The following is a 17,200-nucleotide window of genomic DNA, read 5'->3' as shown; positions in this document are numbered from 1 at the left end:
CCCCAGAGAGGCCGGGCCGGTCCATGCAACCGTACGAGCTGCCGGACTTCTACGTCCCGTATCCCGCCCGCATCAATCCCAACCTGGAGGAGACGCGGACGCACAGCACCCCCTGGGCGCGGGAGATGGGGATGCTGGACGACACCCGCGACCCCGGCACGCCGGAGATCTGGGACGAAGCCGCGCTCGACGCGATGGACTACCCCCTGCTGTGCGCGTACACCCATCCCGACTGCGACGCCACCGAGCTGAACCTCATCACCGACTGGTACGTCTGGGTGTTCTACTTCGACGACCACTTCCTGGAAGTGTTCAAGAAGCCCCGCGACCTGCCCGGCGCACGCGTCTACCTGGAACGGCTCGCCGCGTTCATGCGGCCGGGATGCGCGCTGGAACCGGAGAACGCGTGCGAACGCGGGCTCGCCGATCTGTGGGAGCGGACCGTCCCGTCCATGTCGGCCGGCTGGCGCGAGCGGTTCACCGCCAGCACCGACGCGCTGCTGCTCGACTGCCTGTGGGAACTCGCCAACATCGACGAGGGCCGCATCCCCAACCCCATCGAGTACGTCCACATGCGGCGCAAGGTCGGCGGGGCGCCCTGGTCGGCCGACCTGGTCGAGCACGCGGTCGGCGCCGAGATCCCCGACCGGGTGGTCGGGACGCGCCCGCTGCGCGTCCTGAAGGACACCTTCGCCGACGGCGTCCACCTGCGCAACGACATCTTCTCCTACCAGCGCGAGACCGAGGAGGAGGGCGAGATCAACAACTGCGTGCTCGTCTTCCAGCACTTCCTCGGGGTGGATCCGCAGCGCGCCGCCGACACCGTCAACGACCTGCTGACGTCCCGGCTCAAGCAGTTCGAGAACACCGCGCTCACCGAACTGCCGCTGCTGTACGCCGAGCACGGGCTCGACCCGGCCGAGCAGGCGCGGGTGGCCGCCTACGTCAAGGGCCTCCAGGACTGGCAGGTCGGCGGCCACGACTGGCACATGCGCTCCAGCCGCTACATGAACCGCGCCGAGCCGACCGGCCTCGGGCTCCACGCCGCGCGGCTGCCCGCCGCGGTGAAGGCCGCCGGCACCGGCTACGGGCACGTCCCGCGCCAGCGCGTCGGGCCGACGCCGCTGCCGCAGTTCACGATGCCGTATCCGGCGCGGCCCAACCCGAACCTCGACCGCGCCCGCGCCGCCTGCGTCACCTGGTGCGCCGACATGGGCATGTACGAACCGACGCTCCGGACGCCGCAGCCGGTCTGGACGGCCGAGCAGCTCGCCGGGTTCGACTTCGCGCTCTGCGCCGCGTCCATCGACCCCGAGGCCGGGCCGGAGACGCTCGACCTCGCCACCCAGTGGCTCGCCTGGGGCACCTACGGCGACGACTACTTCCCTGCGGTCTTCTTCCGCGACCGGGACATGATCGGGGCCAAGGCGTTCGCCGCGCGGATCCCCGCGTTCGTCCCGCTGGACCTCGGCCCGGTGCCCGTCCCGGAGAACCCGTTCGAGGCCGGGCTCGCCGATTTGTGGCCGCGCACGGCCGAGCCGATGTCCCCGCGGGCGCGGGCGCGGTTCCGGGACGCGGTCATCTCGATGGTCGACTCGTGGCCGTGGGAGCTGGCCAACCAGATCCAGGGCCGCGTCCCCGACCCGATCGACTACCTCGAGATGCGGCGCCGCACGTTCGGGTCCGACCTCACGATCGCGCTCGGCCGCATCGAGCACGAGAACGCGGTGCCGGACGAGGTGTTCGACTCCCGTCCGATCCGGGAGCTGGAGGCCGCCGCGATGGACTACGGCTGCCTGACCAACGACGTCTTCTCCTACCAGAAGGAGATCGAGTTCGAGGGCGAGTACAACAACGGGGTCCTGGCCGTCCAGAACTTCCTCAACTGTGAGCGCGACACGGCCGTCGCGATCGTCAACGACCTCATGACCGGACGGCTGCGGCAGTTCGAGCACATCGCGGCGACCGACGTCCCGAAGTTCGAGCTGGACGACGCGGGCCGCGCCGCCCTGGAGGCCTACATCGACGGGCTCCGCGACTGGACGGCCGCCGTCCTCAACTGGCACCGCAAGACCCGGCGGTACGGCGAGGAGGAACTGCTCGGCATCTCCCCGCTGAACGCCCCGACCGGCCTCGGCACGTCGGCGGCGCGGCTGGCGGCGATCATGCGGCACACCCGGGCGCTCGCCGTCAGCGCAGGGACTCCCGGACGTCCATGAGCGCGAACCCGAGCAGATTGCGGCCGCGCCACTCCGCCACACGGGCGGCGCGGTCGTCGTCGGCCGCCAGGCCGATGCCCCAGACGCGGTCCAGCGGGCTCGCCTCCACCAGGATCCGTCCGCCGGTCCCGGTGAGGTAGTCGCGCAGGTCGCGGTGCTGTTCGAACTTCGCCCGGTTGCCCCGGACGACGATCTGCACGCAATGGTCGTCCCAGGTCCGCTGGTCGAAGCTTCGGACGGCCCGGCCGAGGTCCTTGGCCTCCTTCGGATGCCCGGCGGCGAGGACGCGCTCCCGCGTCTCCTCGTCGCCGAACAGCCGCGCCTTCTCGGCCATCATGTAGTGCTCGGCGGTCGGATAGACGGTGCCGTCGACCGTGAACTCGGCGGGCCACCACTGGCTGAGGCACCCCGCGCCGACGTCGCCGTCGCGCGGCGGCCGGTGCCCCCAGAAGAACAGGAACTTCAGCCGCTCGCCGCGCTTCTCGGCGCGCAGCAGGTCCGGGACGTCCATCATGCGCCCGACCCTGCCAGCCGCCCCGCATCCCGATCAACGCCTTTACTCCCCGATCCCCGGCGGACGCGACGGACCGGGAGGAAAATGGCGGACCATGCGGATACGCGCGGGCGGCCCGCCGGACGGCGACGCGATCTTCGACCTGCTGGACGGCGCGGTGGCCTGGCTGGCGGCGCGCGGCCGGACGGACCAGTGGGGAACCGAACCGTTCGCCCGCGACCCCGATGAGGGCATCGGCCGGCTGATCCGGGAAGCGGCCGTCTGGATCGCCGAGCACGACGGACAACCGATCGGCGCGTTACTCCTGACCCCGGGCCCGCGCCCGCCGCTCTCCCCCGCGCCGGAGCCGGAGGTGTTCGTGGCGCTGCTCGTCACCGATCACTCCCGCCCCGGCACGGGCGCCGCCCTCCTCGACCACGCACGCGCCGAGGCCCGGCGCGCCGGGATCGGGCTCGTGCGGGTGGACTGCTACGCCGGCGGCGACGGGGCGCTGGTCGCCTACTACGTGCGGAACGGGTTCACGCCCGTCCGCCGCTTCCAGGTCGGCGACTGGCCGGGAATGCTCCTGAAACAACGCCTCACCCCCTGACGACACGGCCGCCCCGGTCTGCGTGCGGCGCGGGGCGGGGTGGCGTGCAGAGCGGGGCGGGGCGGCGTGTGGGGTGGGGTGGGCGTGCGGAGCGGGGCGTGCGTACGGGGCGCGTACAGGGCGTGCGGAGCGGGGTGCGCGTACGGGGCGCGGGGTGACGGGGGTTTCGGCCACCGGAATAGGGGTCGGCCGGAAACCGTTGAAAGGTGCGTCGGGATCCCCGCTCCGTGTCACGTGAACCCCTCGGGTCACGGAACGGCGGGTCGCCGCGTTCGAGCCTGAGGAGGTCGGCGCATGGAGTCTTTTTCCGGCCCGCGCGCAGGCGCGCGGGTTTCGTGGTCGCGCCGATGTTCCCCGGCCATTCCCGGACGGCTTCGCCGACGCGATTTCCCGGGCTTCCCACTGCGCGCCCAGCGGACGGATTAACCGGCCCGGAACCCCCTTACGCGGGGATCGCGTGGTCATTCGGCCCGTCGGCCGGGCGTATCCTTCTCTCCCCGGGGTGTTTCCGCGCGACGCGCACGATGATCGGCGCGGATCGTCCCGGGGGACGTCTCACCTTCGCCCTTTCCGGCATGTCCCGCCCCGACGGCAGCGCGGTCTAGACCATTTTGCCGAACCGGGTGGGGTGTCGGCGAAGATCTTTGCCTACCACTCCGTCAGGTGGCCCGCCCGGCGCGGGAGACCGCTGACGACGGCCCGATAGGAGGACAGCGACAACGATGAGCACCCCTCTGGCCAACCCTCGCCGCACCCGGCTCGTCTCCTGGCCGACGCAGGACAGGCGCGACCAGGACACCGAGCAGGCGACCCGTCCGGCCGAGGCCCCGTCGGTCCCCGCCGAGGACGACCGGCCCGCCTCCTGACCGTCCGCGCCCCGGCCGGCCCCGCGCGGCCCGCCGGGGCCGGCCCGCCGGTGCGCGGCCCGCGCACCGCCTCGGCGAGTGTGATTTACGTCGCACTGACGAGAAGCCGGTCGCCCTCCGGGACGCCGACACGGCACGAAAGAGATCGCCGTCCGGCTTCGACACCCCGGCTTCAGAACCGCGTGACACTTTCACTTCTTTGACGCATTCCATTGCCTCATGCAAGCGCTTTGTCGCGTAAGTCGAGCGCATTCGGAAGCCCGCTGCCTGCCGTGACTGGTGATAATTCCCAAATACGGCATGCGACATTTTCCAGAGCAGGCTTTCCACTACCCGGCGAGCGCTTGCGGCGTGGCGCAATCCGGACGAATTCGAGTGAACGGGTGGTCTTAGGGGCGCGGGCATGGTGGACTCGGGCGGGAATGCCGTGCGAGGGAGACCGCTGATGACCGACCCGATGACCATCGCCATCGCCACCGCCGCGGCGGGCAAGGCGGTCGAGCTGACCGGTGAGCCGCTGCGCAACGCGGCCGTCGCGCTCGCGCGGCTCGTCCGCGACCGGTTCCGGGGGCGGCCCGAGGACGAGCAGGCCTTGGAGCGCGCGGCGGACGCACACGACTCGCCGTCCCGGCTAGAGGCGCTGGACGCGGCCCTGCGCCGCGTCATGGACGAGGACCCGGCGTTCCGCGAGCGGGTCGAGACGCTGTGGAGCCAGACGCAGACCAACGCCACCGCGCAGGACGACGCCGTGGTCAACATCTTCAACGGGAACGCGCAGAAGGTCGTCCAGCTCCGCGACCACCACGGCGACCTCCACCTCTGACGACCCCGCACGCCCGGCGGGTGATGGGCAGCACCCGGGTGCGAACGTGTGTTCGAGTGGGGTCTAGGCTGGCGGGCGTGTCAGCAGCGTGTCCGCATGATCATGTTCCGTTCGTCTGTCCGCGCGGGCATCCGATCGTGCCCGGCGAGATGATCGTGAGCTGGTCGCCGTGCGTCTGCGCGCCCAGCGTGGCCCTCGGTGAGGGGCGCCAGGGGCACCGGACCTACCTGTGCCTGGCGTGCAAGGACGAGCGCAGAACCACCCTGTGCTATCTGCCCGCCCACGTCCCCGCGTCCTGAACGGGGACCCGGGGCGGGACGGGTCGCCCGCGGGGGGGTGCGGAGGACCCGTCCCGTGCTCCGGGTCGGTCAGTGGTCGCGGTCGGTCAGGAGGCGGGCCATCGCCGTCAGGTCCGCCTCCGTCCCGCCGCTCGGGCCGACGGCCGCCAGTTCGGCGTGCGCCTCGGCCAGCAGTTCGGCCGTCCGGACGGCCGCCCAGTTCCGGCCGCCCGCGCGTTCGACCAGGTCGGCGGCCCGCGCGGGCTCGGCACCGGCCAGCGGTACGGCGCGGTGGTACAGGTCGGCGAGCGCCGCCCCTTCGGCCGTGCCGGACGTCAGCGCCGCGACGACCGGCAGCGACTTCTTGCGGTTGACGAGATCGGAGTGGACGGGTTTGCCGGTGACGGCCGGGTCGCCCCAGATGCCGAGCAGGTCGTCCATGATCTGGAAGGCCAGCCCGACCAGTTCCCCGTACCGCCGCAGCCGGGCCGTCCGCTCGGCGTCCCCGCCGCCGAAGATCGCGCCGAGCGCGCACGCCCCGCCGATCAGCGCGCCGGTCTTCTTGGCGGCCATCGCCTCGCACTCGGCGAGCGTCACGTCCGTGCGCTCCTCGAACGAAACGTCCGCGCTCTGCCCCTCGACCAGTTCCCGGACCGCGCGGCCGAACGCCGCGACGGCCGCGGCGCCGACCGTCGCGGCGGCCAGGCCCTCGACCGCGCAGGCCAGCAGCGCGTCCCCGGCGAGGACGGCCGGGTTCGCGCCGAACACCGCCCAGGCGGTGGGACGGTGCCGGCGCTCCAGGTCCCCGTCCATCACGTCGTCGTGCAGCAACGAGAAGTTGTGCGCGAGTTCGACCGCGACGGCCGCGGGCAGCGCGTCGGCCGCGCCGCCCCCGACCGCCTCCGCCGCCAGCAGCGCGAGCGCGGGCCGGACGGCCTTGCCCGCGGGCGCCTCCGCCGGACGGCCGGCCGCGTCGCGCCAGCCGAAGTGGTACTCGGCGATGGCGCGCATCTCCCCCGACAGCTCGCCGACGGCGGCGCGCAGGGCGGGGTCCACGAGACCGCGGCTCCACCGGAGGATCTCCGGCGCCGACCGTCCCCTCGTCGCCTCCCGGGCAGCGGACATGGCTTCCTCCCTAGCGGGCGATCTCGACGTTCTCCAGGACGCCCAGCGCGTCGGGGACCAGGACGGCGGCCGAGTAGTAGGCGCTGACCAGGTAGGACAGGATCGCCCGGTCGTCCACGCCCATGAACCGCACCGACAGGCCGGGCTCCACCTCGTCGGGGATCCCGGTGCGGTGCAGGCCGACGACGCCCTGGTCCTCCTCGCCGGTCCGCAGGACGAGGATCGAGCTGGTCCCGCCCGGACTGATCGGGATCTTGTCGCTGGGGAAGATCGGGACGCCGCGCCACGCCTGCACGACCCGTCCGTCGTGGACGACGGGCTCGGGGTAGAGGCCGCGCCGGGTGCACTCGCGGCCGAACGCGGCGATCGTCTTCGGATGGGCGAGGAAGAACCGGGACTTGCGCCGCCGCGACAGGAGTTCGTCCAGGTCGTCGGGGGTGGGCGGGCCGGTCCGGGTGGAGATCCGCTGCCGCAGGTCGGCGTTGTGCAGCAGCCCGAAGTCCCGGTTGTTGATGAGGTCGTGCTCCTGCCGTTCGCGCAGGGCCTCGATCGTCAGCCGGACCTGTTGCTCGGTCTGGTCCATCGGCCCGTTGTACAGGTCGGCGACGCGGCTGTGGATGCGCAGCCGGGTCTGCGCGACGCCCAGCTCGTACTCGCGCGGCCCGGCGTCGTAGTCCACGAACGTGCCGGGCAGCTCGACCTCGCCGCTGTGCCCGGACGCCAGGTCGATCTCCGCCTCGCCCTGCCGGTTGCTCGGCGGGAGCGGACGGTCCCGGACGGTCTCCAGATGGGCGCGCAGCCCGTCGTGGCGTCCGGTCAGTTCCGCCAGCGCCGAGCGCGACAGCGTGAGGACGGTCGTCGGCGTCAGCGCGGTGACCGTGCACGCCCACGCGGTCTCGGTGTCGAGGAGCAGCTCGTCCCCGGCGAACCGGCCGTCGGCGAGGACGCCGAGGTCGGTCTCGGCGCCGTACGGGCCCGTGCCGATCCGGCCGACCTTGCCGTGCGCGACGAGCACGATCTCGTCCACGGGCTCGCCGCGCCGGGCGATCACCTCGCCGGGCTCCAGCTCGCGCTGGACGAACCGGCCGGCGAGCGCGCCCAGGATCTCCGGGTCGTCCAGGTCGCGCAGCGCGGGCAGCTCGGTCAGCTCGGCGGGGATGACGCGGATCGCGGCGCCGGTGGCGACGAACGTGACCAGCCCGTCGCCGAGGCGGTAGGCGAGCCGCCGGTTGACCCGGTAGCTGCCGCCGCGCGCCTCGATCCACGGCAGCAGCCGCAGCAGCCAGCGCGGCGTGATGTTCTGCGACTGCGGGACGGTCTTGGTCGTCGTCGCGAGTTTGCGCGCGGCCGACGTCGAGAGCGACAGCCGTTCTGCGGTCTCAGGCACCGGCGCCGCCCCGGGCGACCTCGACGCTCTCCAGGACGCCCAGCGCGTCCGGGACGAGGACCGCCGCCGAGTAGTACACGCTGACCAGGTAGGACAGGATCGCCTTGTCGTCGATGTTCATGAACCGGACCGACAGGCCGGGCTCGTGCTCGTCGGGGATGCCGGTCTGGTGGAGGCCGACGACGCCCTGCGCGTCCTCGCCCGTCCGCATGAGCATGATCGAGCTGGTCTTGGTGTCGCTGATCGGGATCTTGTTGCACGGGAAGATCGGGATGCCGCGCCAGCCGGGGACCTTGTTCCCGCCGACGTCCACCGCGTCGGGGTAGACGCCGCGGGCGCTGCACTCGCGGCCGAACGCGGCGATGGCCTTCGGGTGGGCGAGGAAGAACGCGGGGTCCTTCCAGACGAGCGTGAGCAGCTCGTCCATGTCGTCGGGGGTGGGCGGGCCGGTGCGGGTGTGGACGCGCTGGGAGAAGTCGGCGTTGTGCAGGAGCCCGAAGTCGCGGTTGTTGACCAGCTCGGCCTCCTGCCGCTCGCGCAGGGCCTCCACGGTGAGCCTGAGCTGCTGCTCGGTCTGGTTCATCGGCTCGTTGTAGAGGTCGGCGACGCGGCTGTGGACGCGCAGGACGGTCTGCGCGACGCTCAGCTCGTACTCGCGCGGCTCGGGCTCGTAGTCCACGAACGTGCCGGGCAGGCTGACCTCGCCCGCGTGCCCGGACGCGAGCGCGATGGCGGCCTCGCCGTTGTCGTCGGCGGGACGGTCGGGCGCCGAAGTGTAGGCGTCGACGTGGGCGGCGAGGTCCTCGGAGCGGTCGACGGCCGCGCGGAAGCCGTCCCGGCCGAGGGTCAGGACGGTGACGGCGGTGAGCGCGCGGAGCGTCTGGTCCCAGGTGCCGTCGTCGGTGAGCAGCGCGCCGTCGCCGAAGTACTCGCCGTCGGCGAGGACGCCGAGGTCGACCTCGTCGCCGTAGGCGCCGTCGCCGACGCGGGCCACCTTGCCGTGCGCGATGAGGACGACCCGGTCGGCGGGCCGGCCGCGCTCGACGATGACCTCGCCGGGCCCGTACTCGTGCTGGGTGAACCGGCCGGCGAGCCCGGTGAGGACCTCCTCGTCGTCGAAGCCGCGCAGCGGCGGCAGTTCGCCGAGTTCGGCCGGGATGACGCGGACGTCCGCGCCGGTCGAGACGAACGTGATCCGTCCGTCGCCCACCGTGTAGGTGAGGCGCCGGTTGACGCGGTAGGCGCCGCCCGCCGCGCGCACCCACGGCAGGAGCTTGATCAGCCACCGGGAGGAGATGCCCTGCATCTGCGGGACGGTCTTGGTGGTCGTCGCGAGTTTGCGGGCGGCCGATGTGCTGAGGCTGAGCTGCTGGTCGGTCACGTTCCACACCACCGATTCGTGGTCGTGCTGACAGGGGGGTCATGCTCAGTGGTCCGTCGGGCGCCCCGGACGTTGATCGCGAACGCGGCGCCATCCGGCACACTACCCAGAGTGGTGACACCATCACAACGACAGTATTTTCTTACCTTCTATAGCTTTTCTGTCACCTCGCCAGCACCACTCGGCACAGCCGTCGCCTGCAAAAAGCGAAATGTCGTCCTATTCGGTGACGAATTACCGACCAGAAAGCTAGCGCGACAGCGAAAGGCCCGTCGGACGGGGCGCGTCCGGACGGCCCGCCTGCTCGATCGGCACGCCCGCCGTCTCCGGGATCCGGGCCAGCGGCACCAGCGCCACGAGCCCCGCCAGCATCAGGTAGTACGCCGGAACGTAGTTCGACCCCGTCACGTCGATGAGCGACCCGACGAGCACCGCCGCCGTCCCCCCGAACAGCGACGTCGAAACGTTGTACCCAATGGCAAAAGCGCCATAGCGGACTTTCGTCGGGAACATCGCCGGGAACGTCGCGCCGATCACCGCGAGCATCAGCACCAGCAGCCCGCCGATCACCGCGTAGCCGAGCGCCACGCCTACCGCCGACCGCGTCTGCATCAGCGCGAACGCGGGCCACGACAGGACGACGAACCCCACCGCCGCCGTCCGCAGCAGGGGCCGCCGGCCGATGCGGTCCGACAGCGCGCCGAGCGGCGTGATCACCGCGATCATGCACAGCTCGACGCCGATCGTGATGAGCTGCGACGTCACCGGCCCGACGTCCAGGAAGTCGGTGAGATAGGACGGCATGAACGTCAGCAGCGTGTAGTCCGCGACGTTGAGCAGGAACACGATCCCGACGAGCATCACGATCGTCGGCCAGTACCGCGCCAGCGTCTCGCGCAGCGGCGACTTCAGCCGCTCCCCGCTGCGCTCCATCCGCCGGAACGCGGGCGTGTCCTCGATGTGCGTCCGGACGTACAGCCCGACGATCCCGAGCGGCAGCGCGGCGAAGAACGGGATGCGCCACGCCCACGCGCGCATCGTCTCGTCCCCCGCGACGAGGTTCACGAGCAGCACGAGCCCGGCGCCGCCCACGTACCCGGCCAGCGTGCCGAGTTCGAGGAAGCTCCCGTAGAACCCGCGCCGGCCGGTCGGCGCGTACTCGGCGATCATCGTGGCGGCGCCGCCGTACTCGCCGCCGGTCGAGAAGCCCTGGACGAGCCGGACCGCGAGCAGCAGCAGCGGCGCCGCGAACCCGATCGTGGCGTAGCCGGGCAGGACGCCGATGACGAACGTCGAACCGGACATCAGGATGATCGTCAGGGCCAGCACCCGCCGCCGGCCGAGCCGGTCCCCGAGCGGGCCGAACACCAGCCCGCCGAACGGACGGGCCAGGAACGCCGCCGCGATCAGCGCGAACGACCGCAGGGTCGCGTTGTCGCTGCCACCGGGGAAGAAGACCGTCCCGACGATCGGGGTGATGATCCCCGCGCTGAACACCCCGAAGTCGAACCACTCGACCGCGTTGCCGAGCGCCGACGCCAGCACCGCCTTGCGGACCGTCGCGGCGTCCGGCGCGGCCACCGTTCCCTGCTCGCCCATCCGACCTCCAGGCCGACTATCTCCCCCGCTCCCGGGCGCCGTAACGCTCGGTGAGGGGAAAGGCCCGGAGAGGGAACGCCGGTGTGTCAGTCGCGCGGCGTCCCGGGCTCCTCGGCCTCCGGTTCGACGCCGTCGGGCAGTTCCGGCAGCCGCATCGTGCTCTGCGGGCCGGGTTCGACGCGCAGCGGCTCCTCGTCCTCGGGGATCGACAGCAGCGCCTGCGTGACCTGCGACTCCCGCGTGATCACGCCGCTGGTCAGGACGGTGTTGCGGTGCCGCAGGCGGCCGTTCTGGCGCAGCAGCTCGTCGATCTCGGCGCGCGCCCGCCGGATCCGCCGGGTCAGCCGGACGTGGACCAGCAGCCCACCGGCCGCCAGGCCGACGAGGAAGGTGGCGAGGGGGATCCCGACCGCGTGCGGCGCCGCCAGCAGCGCGCACGCCGCCAGCACCAGCGCGAAGGCCACCCCGAGCGGCGGCCGGTGCGCGTCCACCCAGTCCAGGGCGGCGTTGACGGGCTTCGGAATCCTCACGCCTCGATCTCCTCCACGTTGTCGCCGGACGTGCTCAGTCCCCCGGGGCGGCCGAAGGGCCGACGGACCATGAACGACGCGGACCCGGGGAGGTGTTCCGGCCGGGACGGAGGCGCGCGTCACCCTCGGCCGTCGCCCGCGCCGTCGCGGGCCGGCCCGTCCGGCCGCTCCGCGCGTCGCCGGCGAGCCGTCGCGGGACCCGTCGCACGGGCCCTCGCACGGGCCGCGGGCGGGGACGCCGAGAACCCTAACAGCCGCGCGGGTCCCGTCCGACGGGGCGCCGGATGCCGAGGTCGGGATGCGACAGAGGTCCGGGCCGAATATCGTTGACGGATATGAGCAATCACTTTGACGTCGTGGTCCTCGGCGCGGGACCGGGCGGGTATGTCGCCGCGATCCGGTCGGCACAGCTCGGTCTCAAAACGGCCATCATCGAGGAGAGGTACTGGGGCGGCGTCTGTCTGAACGTCGGCTGCATCCCCTCGAAGGCCCTCCTCCGCAACGCGGAGCTGGCCCACATCTTCACCACCGAGACGGAGAAGTACGGGATCTCGGTCGACGGACAGGTCTCCTTCGACTACGGCGTCGCCTACCAGCGCAGCCGCCAGGTGTCGGAGAAGCTCGTCAAGGGCGTCCAGTTCCTGATGAAGAAGAACAAGATCACGACCTTCGACGGGCGTGGAACGTTCACCGACGCGAACACCCTCCAGGTGGACCTGGCCGGCGGCGCGTCCGACACCGTCACCTTCGACCACTGCATCATCGCGGCGGGCGCCCACACGCGGCTGCTGCCCGGCACGTCGCTGTCGGAGCGCGTGGTCACCTACGAGGAGCAGATCCTCTCGTCCGAGCTGCCCGGGAGCATCGTCATCGCGGGCGCCGGGGCGATCGGCGTCGAGTTCGCCTACGTCCTGCACAACTACGGCGTGAAGGTCACCATCGTCGAGTTCCTCGACCGGATGGTCCCGAACGAGGACGCCGACATCTCCAAGGAGCTGTCGCGCCGGTACCGCAAGCTCGGCATCGAGGTCCTGACCTCCACCCGCGTCGACCAGATCGACGACTCGGGCGAGAAGGTCAAGGTCACCGTCACCGGCAAGGACGGCGCCCAGCAGGTCCTGGAGACCGACAAGGTCCTCCAGGCCATCGGGTTCGCGCCGAACGTGGACGGCTACGGGCTCGACAAGACCGGCGTCCGGCTCACCGAGCGCGGCGCGATCGACATCGACGCGTACTGCCGGACGTCCGTCCCGCACATCTACGCGATCGGCGACGTCACCGCCAAGCTCATGCTCGCGCACGCCGCCGAGTCGATGGGCATCGTGGCCGCCGAGACGATCGCGGGCGCCGAGACGATGGCGCTCGACTACGTCATGATCCCGCGCGCCACCTACTGCCAGCCGCAGGTCGCGAGCTTCGGGTGGACCGAGGCGCAGGCCAAGGAGCAGGGCTACGACGTCAACGTCGCCAAGTTCCCCTACAGCGCGAACGGCAAGGCGCTCGGCCTCGGCGAGGGCGACGGGTTCGCCAAGATCATCTCCGACAAGAAGTACGGGGAGATCCTCGGCGCCCACCTGATCGGCCCGGAGGTCACCGAACTGCTGCCCGAACTGACGCTCGCGCAGCAGTGGGACCTGACCGTCCACGAGGTCGCCCGCAACGTCCACGCGCACCCGACGCTGGGCGAGGCGATCAAGGAGGCCGTCCACGGCCTGGCCGGGCACATGATCAACCTCTGACCCCACTTCGGACCGCAGTGCCCGCCCGACGGCCCGCACTGCGGTCCGAGACGCGTCCGGGGGTTTGTCCGACCCCGGCACCTCGGCATTTAGGTGCGTCCGGGAGCATGTGCGCATGCGATCCGACGACGAGTTCGGCTTCCTTCGCCTCGACGGCGCCGCCAACGTCCGTGATCTCGGTGGCCGGCCCGTGCCCGGCGGCGCGGTGGCGGCCGGGCGGCTGCTGCGCGCCGACGCGCTGAACGCCCTCAGTGACCCCGACCTGGAGCGGCTCGCCGGGATCCGCACCGTGGTCGACTTCCGCAGCGACCACGAGGTCGCCACGAACGGCGCGGACCGGCTGCCGGACGGCGCGGAACTCGTCCACCTGCCCATCGACGGCGGCGACCTGGAGGACTTCTACAAGGCCGTCACGGCGGGCGACCCGCTGCGGCAGCGCGAGGTCTTCGGCGGGGGGCGCACCGAGCGCGTCCTGGTCGCGGTGAACCGCAACTTCGTCGCCGACGACGCGCAGCGCGCGGCGTTCGCGACGACGCTGCGCCTGGTCGCCGACGCCGGACGGCTCCCGCTCGTGTTCCACTGCACGGCCGGCAAGGACCGGACGGGCTGGATGGCGGCGATCGTCCTGACGATCCTCGGCGTCCCGCGCGCCGACATCATGGCCGACTACCTGCGGTCCAACGAGTACCACCGGGACCGGTGGAAGAAGCTGCTGGACCACCTCGGCCGGTCCGGGCAGATGGAGGAGCCCGAACTGCTGCTCCCGCTGCTGGAGCAGCGTCCCGAGTACCTGGAGGCCGCGTTCGCCGAGGCCACCGCCAGGTACGGGTCGTTCGCCGGGTTCCTCGCCGACGGGCTCGGCGCGGACGAGGAGCTGCTCGCCGCCGTCCGCGCCGGGCTGACCGCCTGATCCGGGCTCAGTCGCGCAGCAGCTCCGTCAGCTCGCCGAGCGCGTCGTGCAGGTGGTCGACCAGCTCCGACGGGTCGGGGACGAGGTCGCGGCACGTGATGATGCCGACGTCGATCGTCCCGTCGTAGGAGAAGACCGTGATGTTGAGGCCGCCGCTGAGGTCGGTGACCAGCGAGACCGGGTAGTAGGCGAGCACCCGCGCGCCCCCGAGGAACAGCGGGAACTGCGGGCCCGGCACGTTGGACACGATGAGGTTCAGCGGACGCATCCCCGTCATCGGCGCGGCGAGCAGGGCCAGCTTGGTCGCGGCCCCGGCGAACGGCGCCGGGACGAGCGCCGACAGGTCCCGGACCCAGCCGCCGGACTCGGTGAACCGCCGCTTCATCCGGTCCATGTCGGCGCGGACGGCCGTGAACCGATCGGCGGGGTCCGCGACGTGGGTCGCGAGCGGCGCGGCGAGGATCGAGGTCATGTTGCCCTCGGCGGCCTCGTCCGCGCCCCGGTCGGGCCGGCGCAGCGAGATCGGCACGCCCGCGACGAGCGGCCCGGCGGGCAACTCGCCGCGCTTGTCCAGCCAGGTGCGCAGCGCGGTCGCGCACAGCGCCATGACGACGTCGTTGACGCTGCCGCCGAGCGCCCGGCCGACGCGCTTGACGTCGTCCAGCGGCAGTTCGCCGAACGCGACGGCGCGGCGGGCGCCGATGGGACGGTTGAACGGCGTCGGGGGCGCGGCGGGCGTGTCGGCCGCCGGGTGCTCCCTCCGCCCGAGGACGCCCCGGGCCAGCCGCGCGACCCGCCCGACGCCCGGCAGCGACCCGACGCCCGGCACGTCGTCCAGGAGCGGGACCGACCGGACGACCGACAGCGCCGACGCCAGCGGGTGCCCGGCCATCCGCAGCAGCCCGTCGCGCATCATCTCGGCGGTGCCGGGGGCGCGCTGCGGCGCGGTCTCGTCGGCGGGGACGTCCCGCTCGTCCGGCGACAGGTCCAGCAGCGCGGCGAGCGCCTCGGCGGCCATGACGCCGTCGATCGCGGCGTGGTGGACCTTCATGTAGACGGCGGCGCGCCCGCCGGCGAGCCCGTGGATCAGCACCAGCTCCCACAGCGGACGGGACCGGTCGAGCGGACGCTCGTGCAGCGCAGCGACGAGCCGGGCGAGCTGCTCGTCGTCGCCGGGCCGGGGCAGCGTGACCTCGGAGATGTGCCGCGCGGGGTCGAACTCGGGATCGTCCTCCCAGTACGGCCGGTCCAGCCCGAGCGGGACCTGGACGAGCCGGCGCCGCAGCGGCCGGGGCGCGAGATGCGCGCGGCGGCTGATCAGGCCGGCGAGCGCGGCGGCGGTCAGCCGCCCGCCGGGGCAGGTCGCCGGATCGACGACCCCGAGCCCGGCGATGTGCGCGCGGGTGGTGTCCGTCTCGGCATTGAGGAAGACGGCGTCCACGGAGGTGAGCTGGCTCATGAGCTGTCCCGTCTCATCGGCTGTGGGCCACCTCTCCAGGAAGTACGGCGTACCCGGCGGTAGGTCAATGGCGGCAGGGAGGACGTAACCGGGACTTAACTGGACGAATCGCGGCGTTCACCGGAGTCCGGCCGCACGCCCGCTTCGGGCGCTCACCACCTGCAAGATCAATAACGATCGGGAACGTCCGGGCATTCCCGGTCGCGGTGTGGCGTGCGCCATTACAGTGGAGCCCCATGACACGACCCCTCGCGGAGATCATGGAGGCGGGCTGGGCGGAGGCCCTGGCGCCGGTGGCGGACCGGATCGCGGCGATGGGCGATTTTTTGCGCGCCGAGGTCGCCGCCGGACGCCGTTACCTGCCGGCGGGAGCGAACATCCTGCGGGCGTTCCAGCAGCCGTTCGCCGAGGTCCGCGTGCTGATCGTCGGGCAGGACCCGTATCCGACGCCGGGGCACGCGGTCGGGCTCAGCTTCTCGGTCGCCCCCGAGGTCCGGCCGCTGCCGGGCAGCCTGGTCAACATCTTCCGGGAGTACGGGAACGACCTCGGGCTGCCCGCGCCGTCCACCGGGGACCTCACGCCGTGGACGCACCAGGGCGTCCTGCTCCTCAACCGCGCGCTGACCGTCCTGCCGCGTAAGCCCGCGTCGCACCGCGGCAAGGGCTGGGAGGCCGTCACCGAGCAGGCCATCCGGGCGCTCGCCGCGCGGAACCGGCCGCTGGTCGCGATCCTGTGGGGCCGGGACGCGCGGGACGCCAAGCCGCTGCTCGGGAACGTCCCGGCGATCGAGTCCGCGCATCCGAGCCCGATGTCGGCCGACCGGGGCTTCTTCGGCTCCCGCCCGTTCAGCCGCGCCAACGCCCTGCTGGAGCGGCAGGGCGCGTCGCCGGTGGACTGGAAGCTGCCCTAGCCCTCGTCCGGGACGCGGCGCAGCATCGCCGCGAACTCGCCGTCGCGGGGACGTTCGGGGTTCTGGCCGAGCGGGGTCAGCCGCCGCTCGCCGTGGCTCCAGTAGACGCCCGGCGCGCACGGGTCGTCGGCGGCGGCGTGCATCTCCGCGACGACCTCGGCGAACACCGGCAGGACCGCCTGGACGGCCGTCGAGGTGATCGGGTAGAGCAGCAGCGTGCTGTGGCACGGGACGCCGACCAGCGCGCCGTGCTCGTTCGGCGGCGGGAGGAACTGGTCGACCTCGCTGAGCAGCGCGGACACGTACCGGTTGCCGGGCTTGGTGACGACCCGCACGTTGCGTCCGGGCAGGAGCGGCTGGTCGCGGACCTCGACGTCGGCCAGCTCGCGGTCGTGCGTGTTCGTCATGACGTACCCGAGCCGCCGCAGCCCGAGCAGCCCGGCGCGCGCCCGCGTCAGCGGACCGCCGTAGCGCGGGTGCTCGATCATCACCATCGCGTCGAAGTGGTCGCCCGCCGGGACGACGACCAGGCCCTCCCGGTCGCGCGGGGCGAGCTTCGGGACGATCCGCAGCCGCAGCAGCTCGCGCACGTCCCCGAACAGCTCCATCTCCCCCACCGCGAGGAACGCGCGGTCGGCGATCTCGCGGATCCACGCGTCCGCCAGGCGCGGCCAGCGCGCGGGCTCGGCGCGGGCGCAGCGCTCCAGCAGCGTCCAGGTGGTGGCGCGCGCCTCGGACCGGCCGACGGGCAGCACGACCTCGGAGGTTCCGCCGTCCAGCCACCCCGACGGGGCCACCACCGGCAGCAGGTCGCGGATGAGCGCATGCACGTCCGCAGCCACGTCCAGCGGTTCCACGCTCATCGCCGCC

Annotated in this window: 16 protein-coding genes; 8 read left to right on the top strand and 8 right to left on the bottom strand. The window is 72.4% G+C overall.

Features of this window, described 5'->3' with window-relative positions; translation table 11 throughout:
* Window positions 1-23: 23 nt before the first annotated feature.
* Entirely contained in the window at window positions 24-2,219 is a 2,196-nt protein-coding gene (locus tag BTM25_RS09990; protein ID WP_103562396.1) for a terpene synthase family protein, read from the top strand.
* Here BTM25_RS09990 and BTM25_RS09985 read toward each other — a convergent pair.
* On the bottom strand, window positions 2,191-2,733 hold the full coding sequence (locus tag BTM25_RS09985; RefSeq protein WP_103562395.1) for an NADAR family protein: 543 nt from the start codon (window positions 2,731-2,733) through the stop codon (window positions 2,191-2,193). The two genes, BTM25_RS09990 and BTM25_RS09985, sit on opposite strands and share 29 nt — an antisense overlap.
* 94 nt (window positions 2,734-2,827) lie before the next feature.
* Between BTM25_RS09985 and BTM25_RS09980 the strand changes: the two genes are divergently transcribed.
* The 4 genes from BTM25_RS09980 to BTM25_RS29140 all read left to right on the top strand — a co-directional run bounded on the left by BTM25_RS09980 (window position 2,828) and on the right by BTM25_RS29140 (window position 5,310).
* Complete coding sequence (locus BTM25_RS09980) at window positions 2,828-3,322, top strand: GNAT family N-acetyltransferase (RefSeq protein ID WP_103562394.1); 495 nt, start codon at window positions 2,828-2,830, stop codon at window positions 3,320-3,322.
* Window positions 3,323-4,044: 722 nt separating this feature from the next.
* Window positions 4,045-4,188: a hypothetical protein gene (locus tag BTM25_RS29595; RefSeq protein ID WP_168212069.1), complete on the top strand. Its 144-nt coding sequence runs from the start codon at window positions 4,045-4,047 to the stop codon at window positions 4,186-4,188.
* Between the two features lie 445 nt (window positions 4,189-4,633).
* Window positions 4,634-5,011 carry a hypothetical protein gene (locus BTM25_RS09975; protein ID WP_103562393.1) on the top strand — a complete coding sequence of 126 codons (378 nt, stop codon included), beginning with the start codon at window positions 4,634-4,636 and terminating at the stop codon, window positions 5,009-5,011.
* A gap of 77 nt (window positions 5,012-5,088) precedes the next feature.
* The gene (locus tag BTM25_RS29140; protein ID WP_146059015.1) at window positions 5,089-5,310 is read left to right on the top strand and encodes a hypothetical protein; all 222 of its coding nucleotides are present in this window, start codon (window positions 5,089-5,091) and stop codon (window positions 5,308-5,310) included.
* A 69-nt stretch (window positions 5,311-5,379) separates the two neighbouring features.
* Here the strand turns inward: BTM25_RS29140 and BTM25_RS09970 are convergent, their stop codons facing one another.
* The 5 genes from BTM25_RS09970 to BTM25_RS09950 form a co-directional block, all read right to left on the bottom strand.
* Window positions 5,380-6,414, bottom strand: coding sequence for a family 2 encapsulin nanocompartment cargo protein polyprenyl transferase (locus BTM25_RS09970; protein WP_103562392.1), 1,035 nt, complete (start codon window positions 6,412-6,414; stop codon window positions 5,380-5,382).
* A 10-nt stretch (window positions 6,415-6,424) separates the two neighbouring features.
* Entirely contained in the window at window positions 6,425-7,801 is a 1,377-nt protein-coding gene (locus BTM25_RS09965; protein ID WP_103562391.1) for a family 2B encapsulin nanocompartment shell protein, read from the bottom strand.
* Window positions 7,794-9,182, bottom strand: a complete 1,389-nt coding sequence (locus BTM25_RS09960) for a family 2B encapsulin nanocompartment shell protein (protein ID WP_103562872.1) — start codon at window positions 9,180-9,182, stop codon at window positions 7,794-7,796. The genes BTM25_RS09965 and BTM25_RS09960 overlap by 8 nt, the downstream gene beginning before the upstream one ends.
* A gap of 249 nt (window positions 9,183-9,431) precedes the next feature.
* On the bottom strand, window positions 9,432-10,781 hold the full coding sequence (locus tag BTM25_RS09955; RefSeq protein ID WP_103562390.1) for an MFS transporter: 1,350 nt from the start codon (window positions 10,779-10,781) through the stop codon (window positions 9,432-9,434).
* A gap of 86 nt (window positions 10,782-10,867) precedes the next feature.
* Window positions 10,868-11,311 (bottom strand): hypothetical protein, encoded by a 444-nt coding sequence (locus tag BTM25_RS09950; protein WP_103562389.1) that lies wholly within the window; start codon window positions 11,309-11,311, stop codon window positions 10,868-10,870.
* 335 nt (window positions 11,312-11,646) lie between these two features.
* Between BTM25_RS09950 and lpdA the strand changes: the two genes are divergently transcribed.
* Both lpdA and BTM25_RS09940 read left to right on the top strand, forming a co-directional pair.
* Entirely contained in the window at window positions 11,647-13,050 is a 1,404-nt protein-coding gene (gene lpdA / locus BTM25_RS09945) for a dihydrolipoyl dehydrogenase (protein ID WP_103562388.1), read from the top strand.
* A 115-nt stretch (window positions 13,051-13,165) separates the two neighbouring features.
* Window positions 13,166-13,960: a tyrosine-protein phosphatase gene (locus BTM25_RS09940; protein WP_103562387.1), complete on the top strand. Its 795-nt coding sequence runs from the start codon at window positions 13,166-13,168 to the stop codon at window positions 13,958-13,960.
* Between the two features lie 7 nt (window positions 13,961-13,967).
* On the opposite strand, the gene BTM25_RS09935 is transcribed toward BTM25_RS09940, so the two are convergent.
* The gene (locus tag BTM25_RS09935) at window positions 13,968-15,419 is read right to left on the bottom strand and encodes a WS/DGAT/MGAT family O-acyltransferase (protein WP_103562386.1); all 1,452 of its coding nucleotides are present in this window, start codon (window positions 15,417-15,419) and stop codon (window positions 13,968-13,970) included.
* Window positions 15,420-15,655: 236 nt separating this feature from the next.
* On the opposite strand from BTM25_RS09935, the gene BTM25_RS09930 reads away from it, so the two are divergent.
* Window positions 15,656-16,330, top strand: a complete 675-nt coding sequence (locus tag BTM25_RS09930; RefSeq protein ID WP_103562385.1) for a uracil-DNA glycosylase — start codon at window positions 15,656-15,658, stop codon at window positions 16,328-16,330.
* On the opposite strand, the gene BTM25_RS09925 is transcribed toward BTM25_RS09930, so the two are convergent.
* Window positions 16,327-17,193, bottom strand: coding sequence for a hypothetical protein (locus tag BTM25_RS09925; RefSeq protein ID WP_103562384.1), 867 nt, complete (start codon window positions 17,191-17,193; stop codon window positions 16,327-16,329). The two genes, BTM25_RS09930 and BTM25_RS09925, sit on opposite strands and share 4 nt — an antisense overlap.
* Between the last annotated feature and the right edge of the window lie 7 nt (window positions 17,194-17,200).

It is taken from the genome of Actinomadura rubteroloni, from assembly GCF_002911665.1.
Taxonomy (GTDB): Bacteria; Actinomycetota; Actinomycetes; order Streptosporangiales; family Streptosporangiaceae; genus Spirillospora; species Spirillospora rubteroloni.
The sequence above is the reverse complement of the archived record's forward strand: the minus strand, read 5'-3'. Positions and strand labels throughout refer to the sequence as shown.

Coding starts and splice junctions, on each gene's coding strand:
- BTM25_RS09990 (WP_103562396.1), top strand. CDS start 24: ATGCAACCGTACGAGCTGCCGGACTTCTACGTCCCGTATCCCGCCCGC.
- BTM25_RS09985 (WP_103562395.1), bottom strand. CDS start 2,733: ATGATGGACGTCCCGGACCTGCTGCGCGCCGAGAAGCGCGGCGAGCGG.
- BTM25_RS09980 (WP_103562394.1), top strand. CDS start 2,828: ATGCGGATACGCGCGGGCGGCCCGCCGGACGGCGACGCGATCTTCGAC.
- BTM25_RS29595 (WP_168212069.1), top strand. CDS start 4,045: ATGAGCACCCCTCTGGCCAACCCTCGCCGCACCCGGCTCGTCTCCTGG.
- BTM25_RS09975 (WP_103562393.1), top strand. CDS start 4,634: ATGACCGACCCGATGACCATCGCCATCGCCACCGCCGCGGCGGGCAAG.
- BTM25_RS09970 (WP_103562392.1), bottom strand. CDS start 6,414: ATGTCCGCTGCCCGGGAGGCGACGAGGGGACGGTCGGCGCCGGAGATC.
- BTM25_RS09955 (WP_103562390.1), bottom strand. CDS start 10,781: ATGGGCGAGCAGGGAACGGTGGCCGCGCCGGACGCCGCGACGGTCCGC.
- lpdA (WP_103562388.1), top strand. CDS start 11,647: ATGAGCAATCACTTTGACGTCGTGGTCCTCGGCGCGGGACCGGGCGGG.
- BTM25_RS09940 (WP_103562387.1), top strand. CDS start 13,166: ATGCGATCCGACGACGAGTTCGGCTTCCTTCGCCTCGACGGCGCCGCC.
- BTM25_RS09935 (WP_103562386.1), bottom strand. CDS start 15,419: ATGAGCCAGCTCACCTCCGTGGACGCCGTCTTCCTCAATGCCGAGACG.
- BTM25_RS09930 (WP_103562385.1), top strand. CDS start 15,656: ATGACACGACCCCTCGCGGAGATCATGGAGGCGGGCTGGGCGGAGGCC.
- BTM25_RS09925 (WP_103562384.1), bottom strand. CDS start 17,193: ATGAGCGTGGAACCGCTGGACGTGGCTGCGGACGTGCATGCGCTCATC.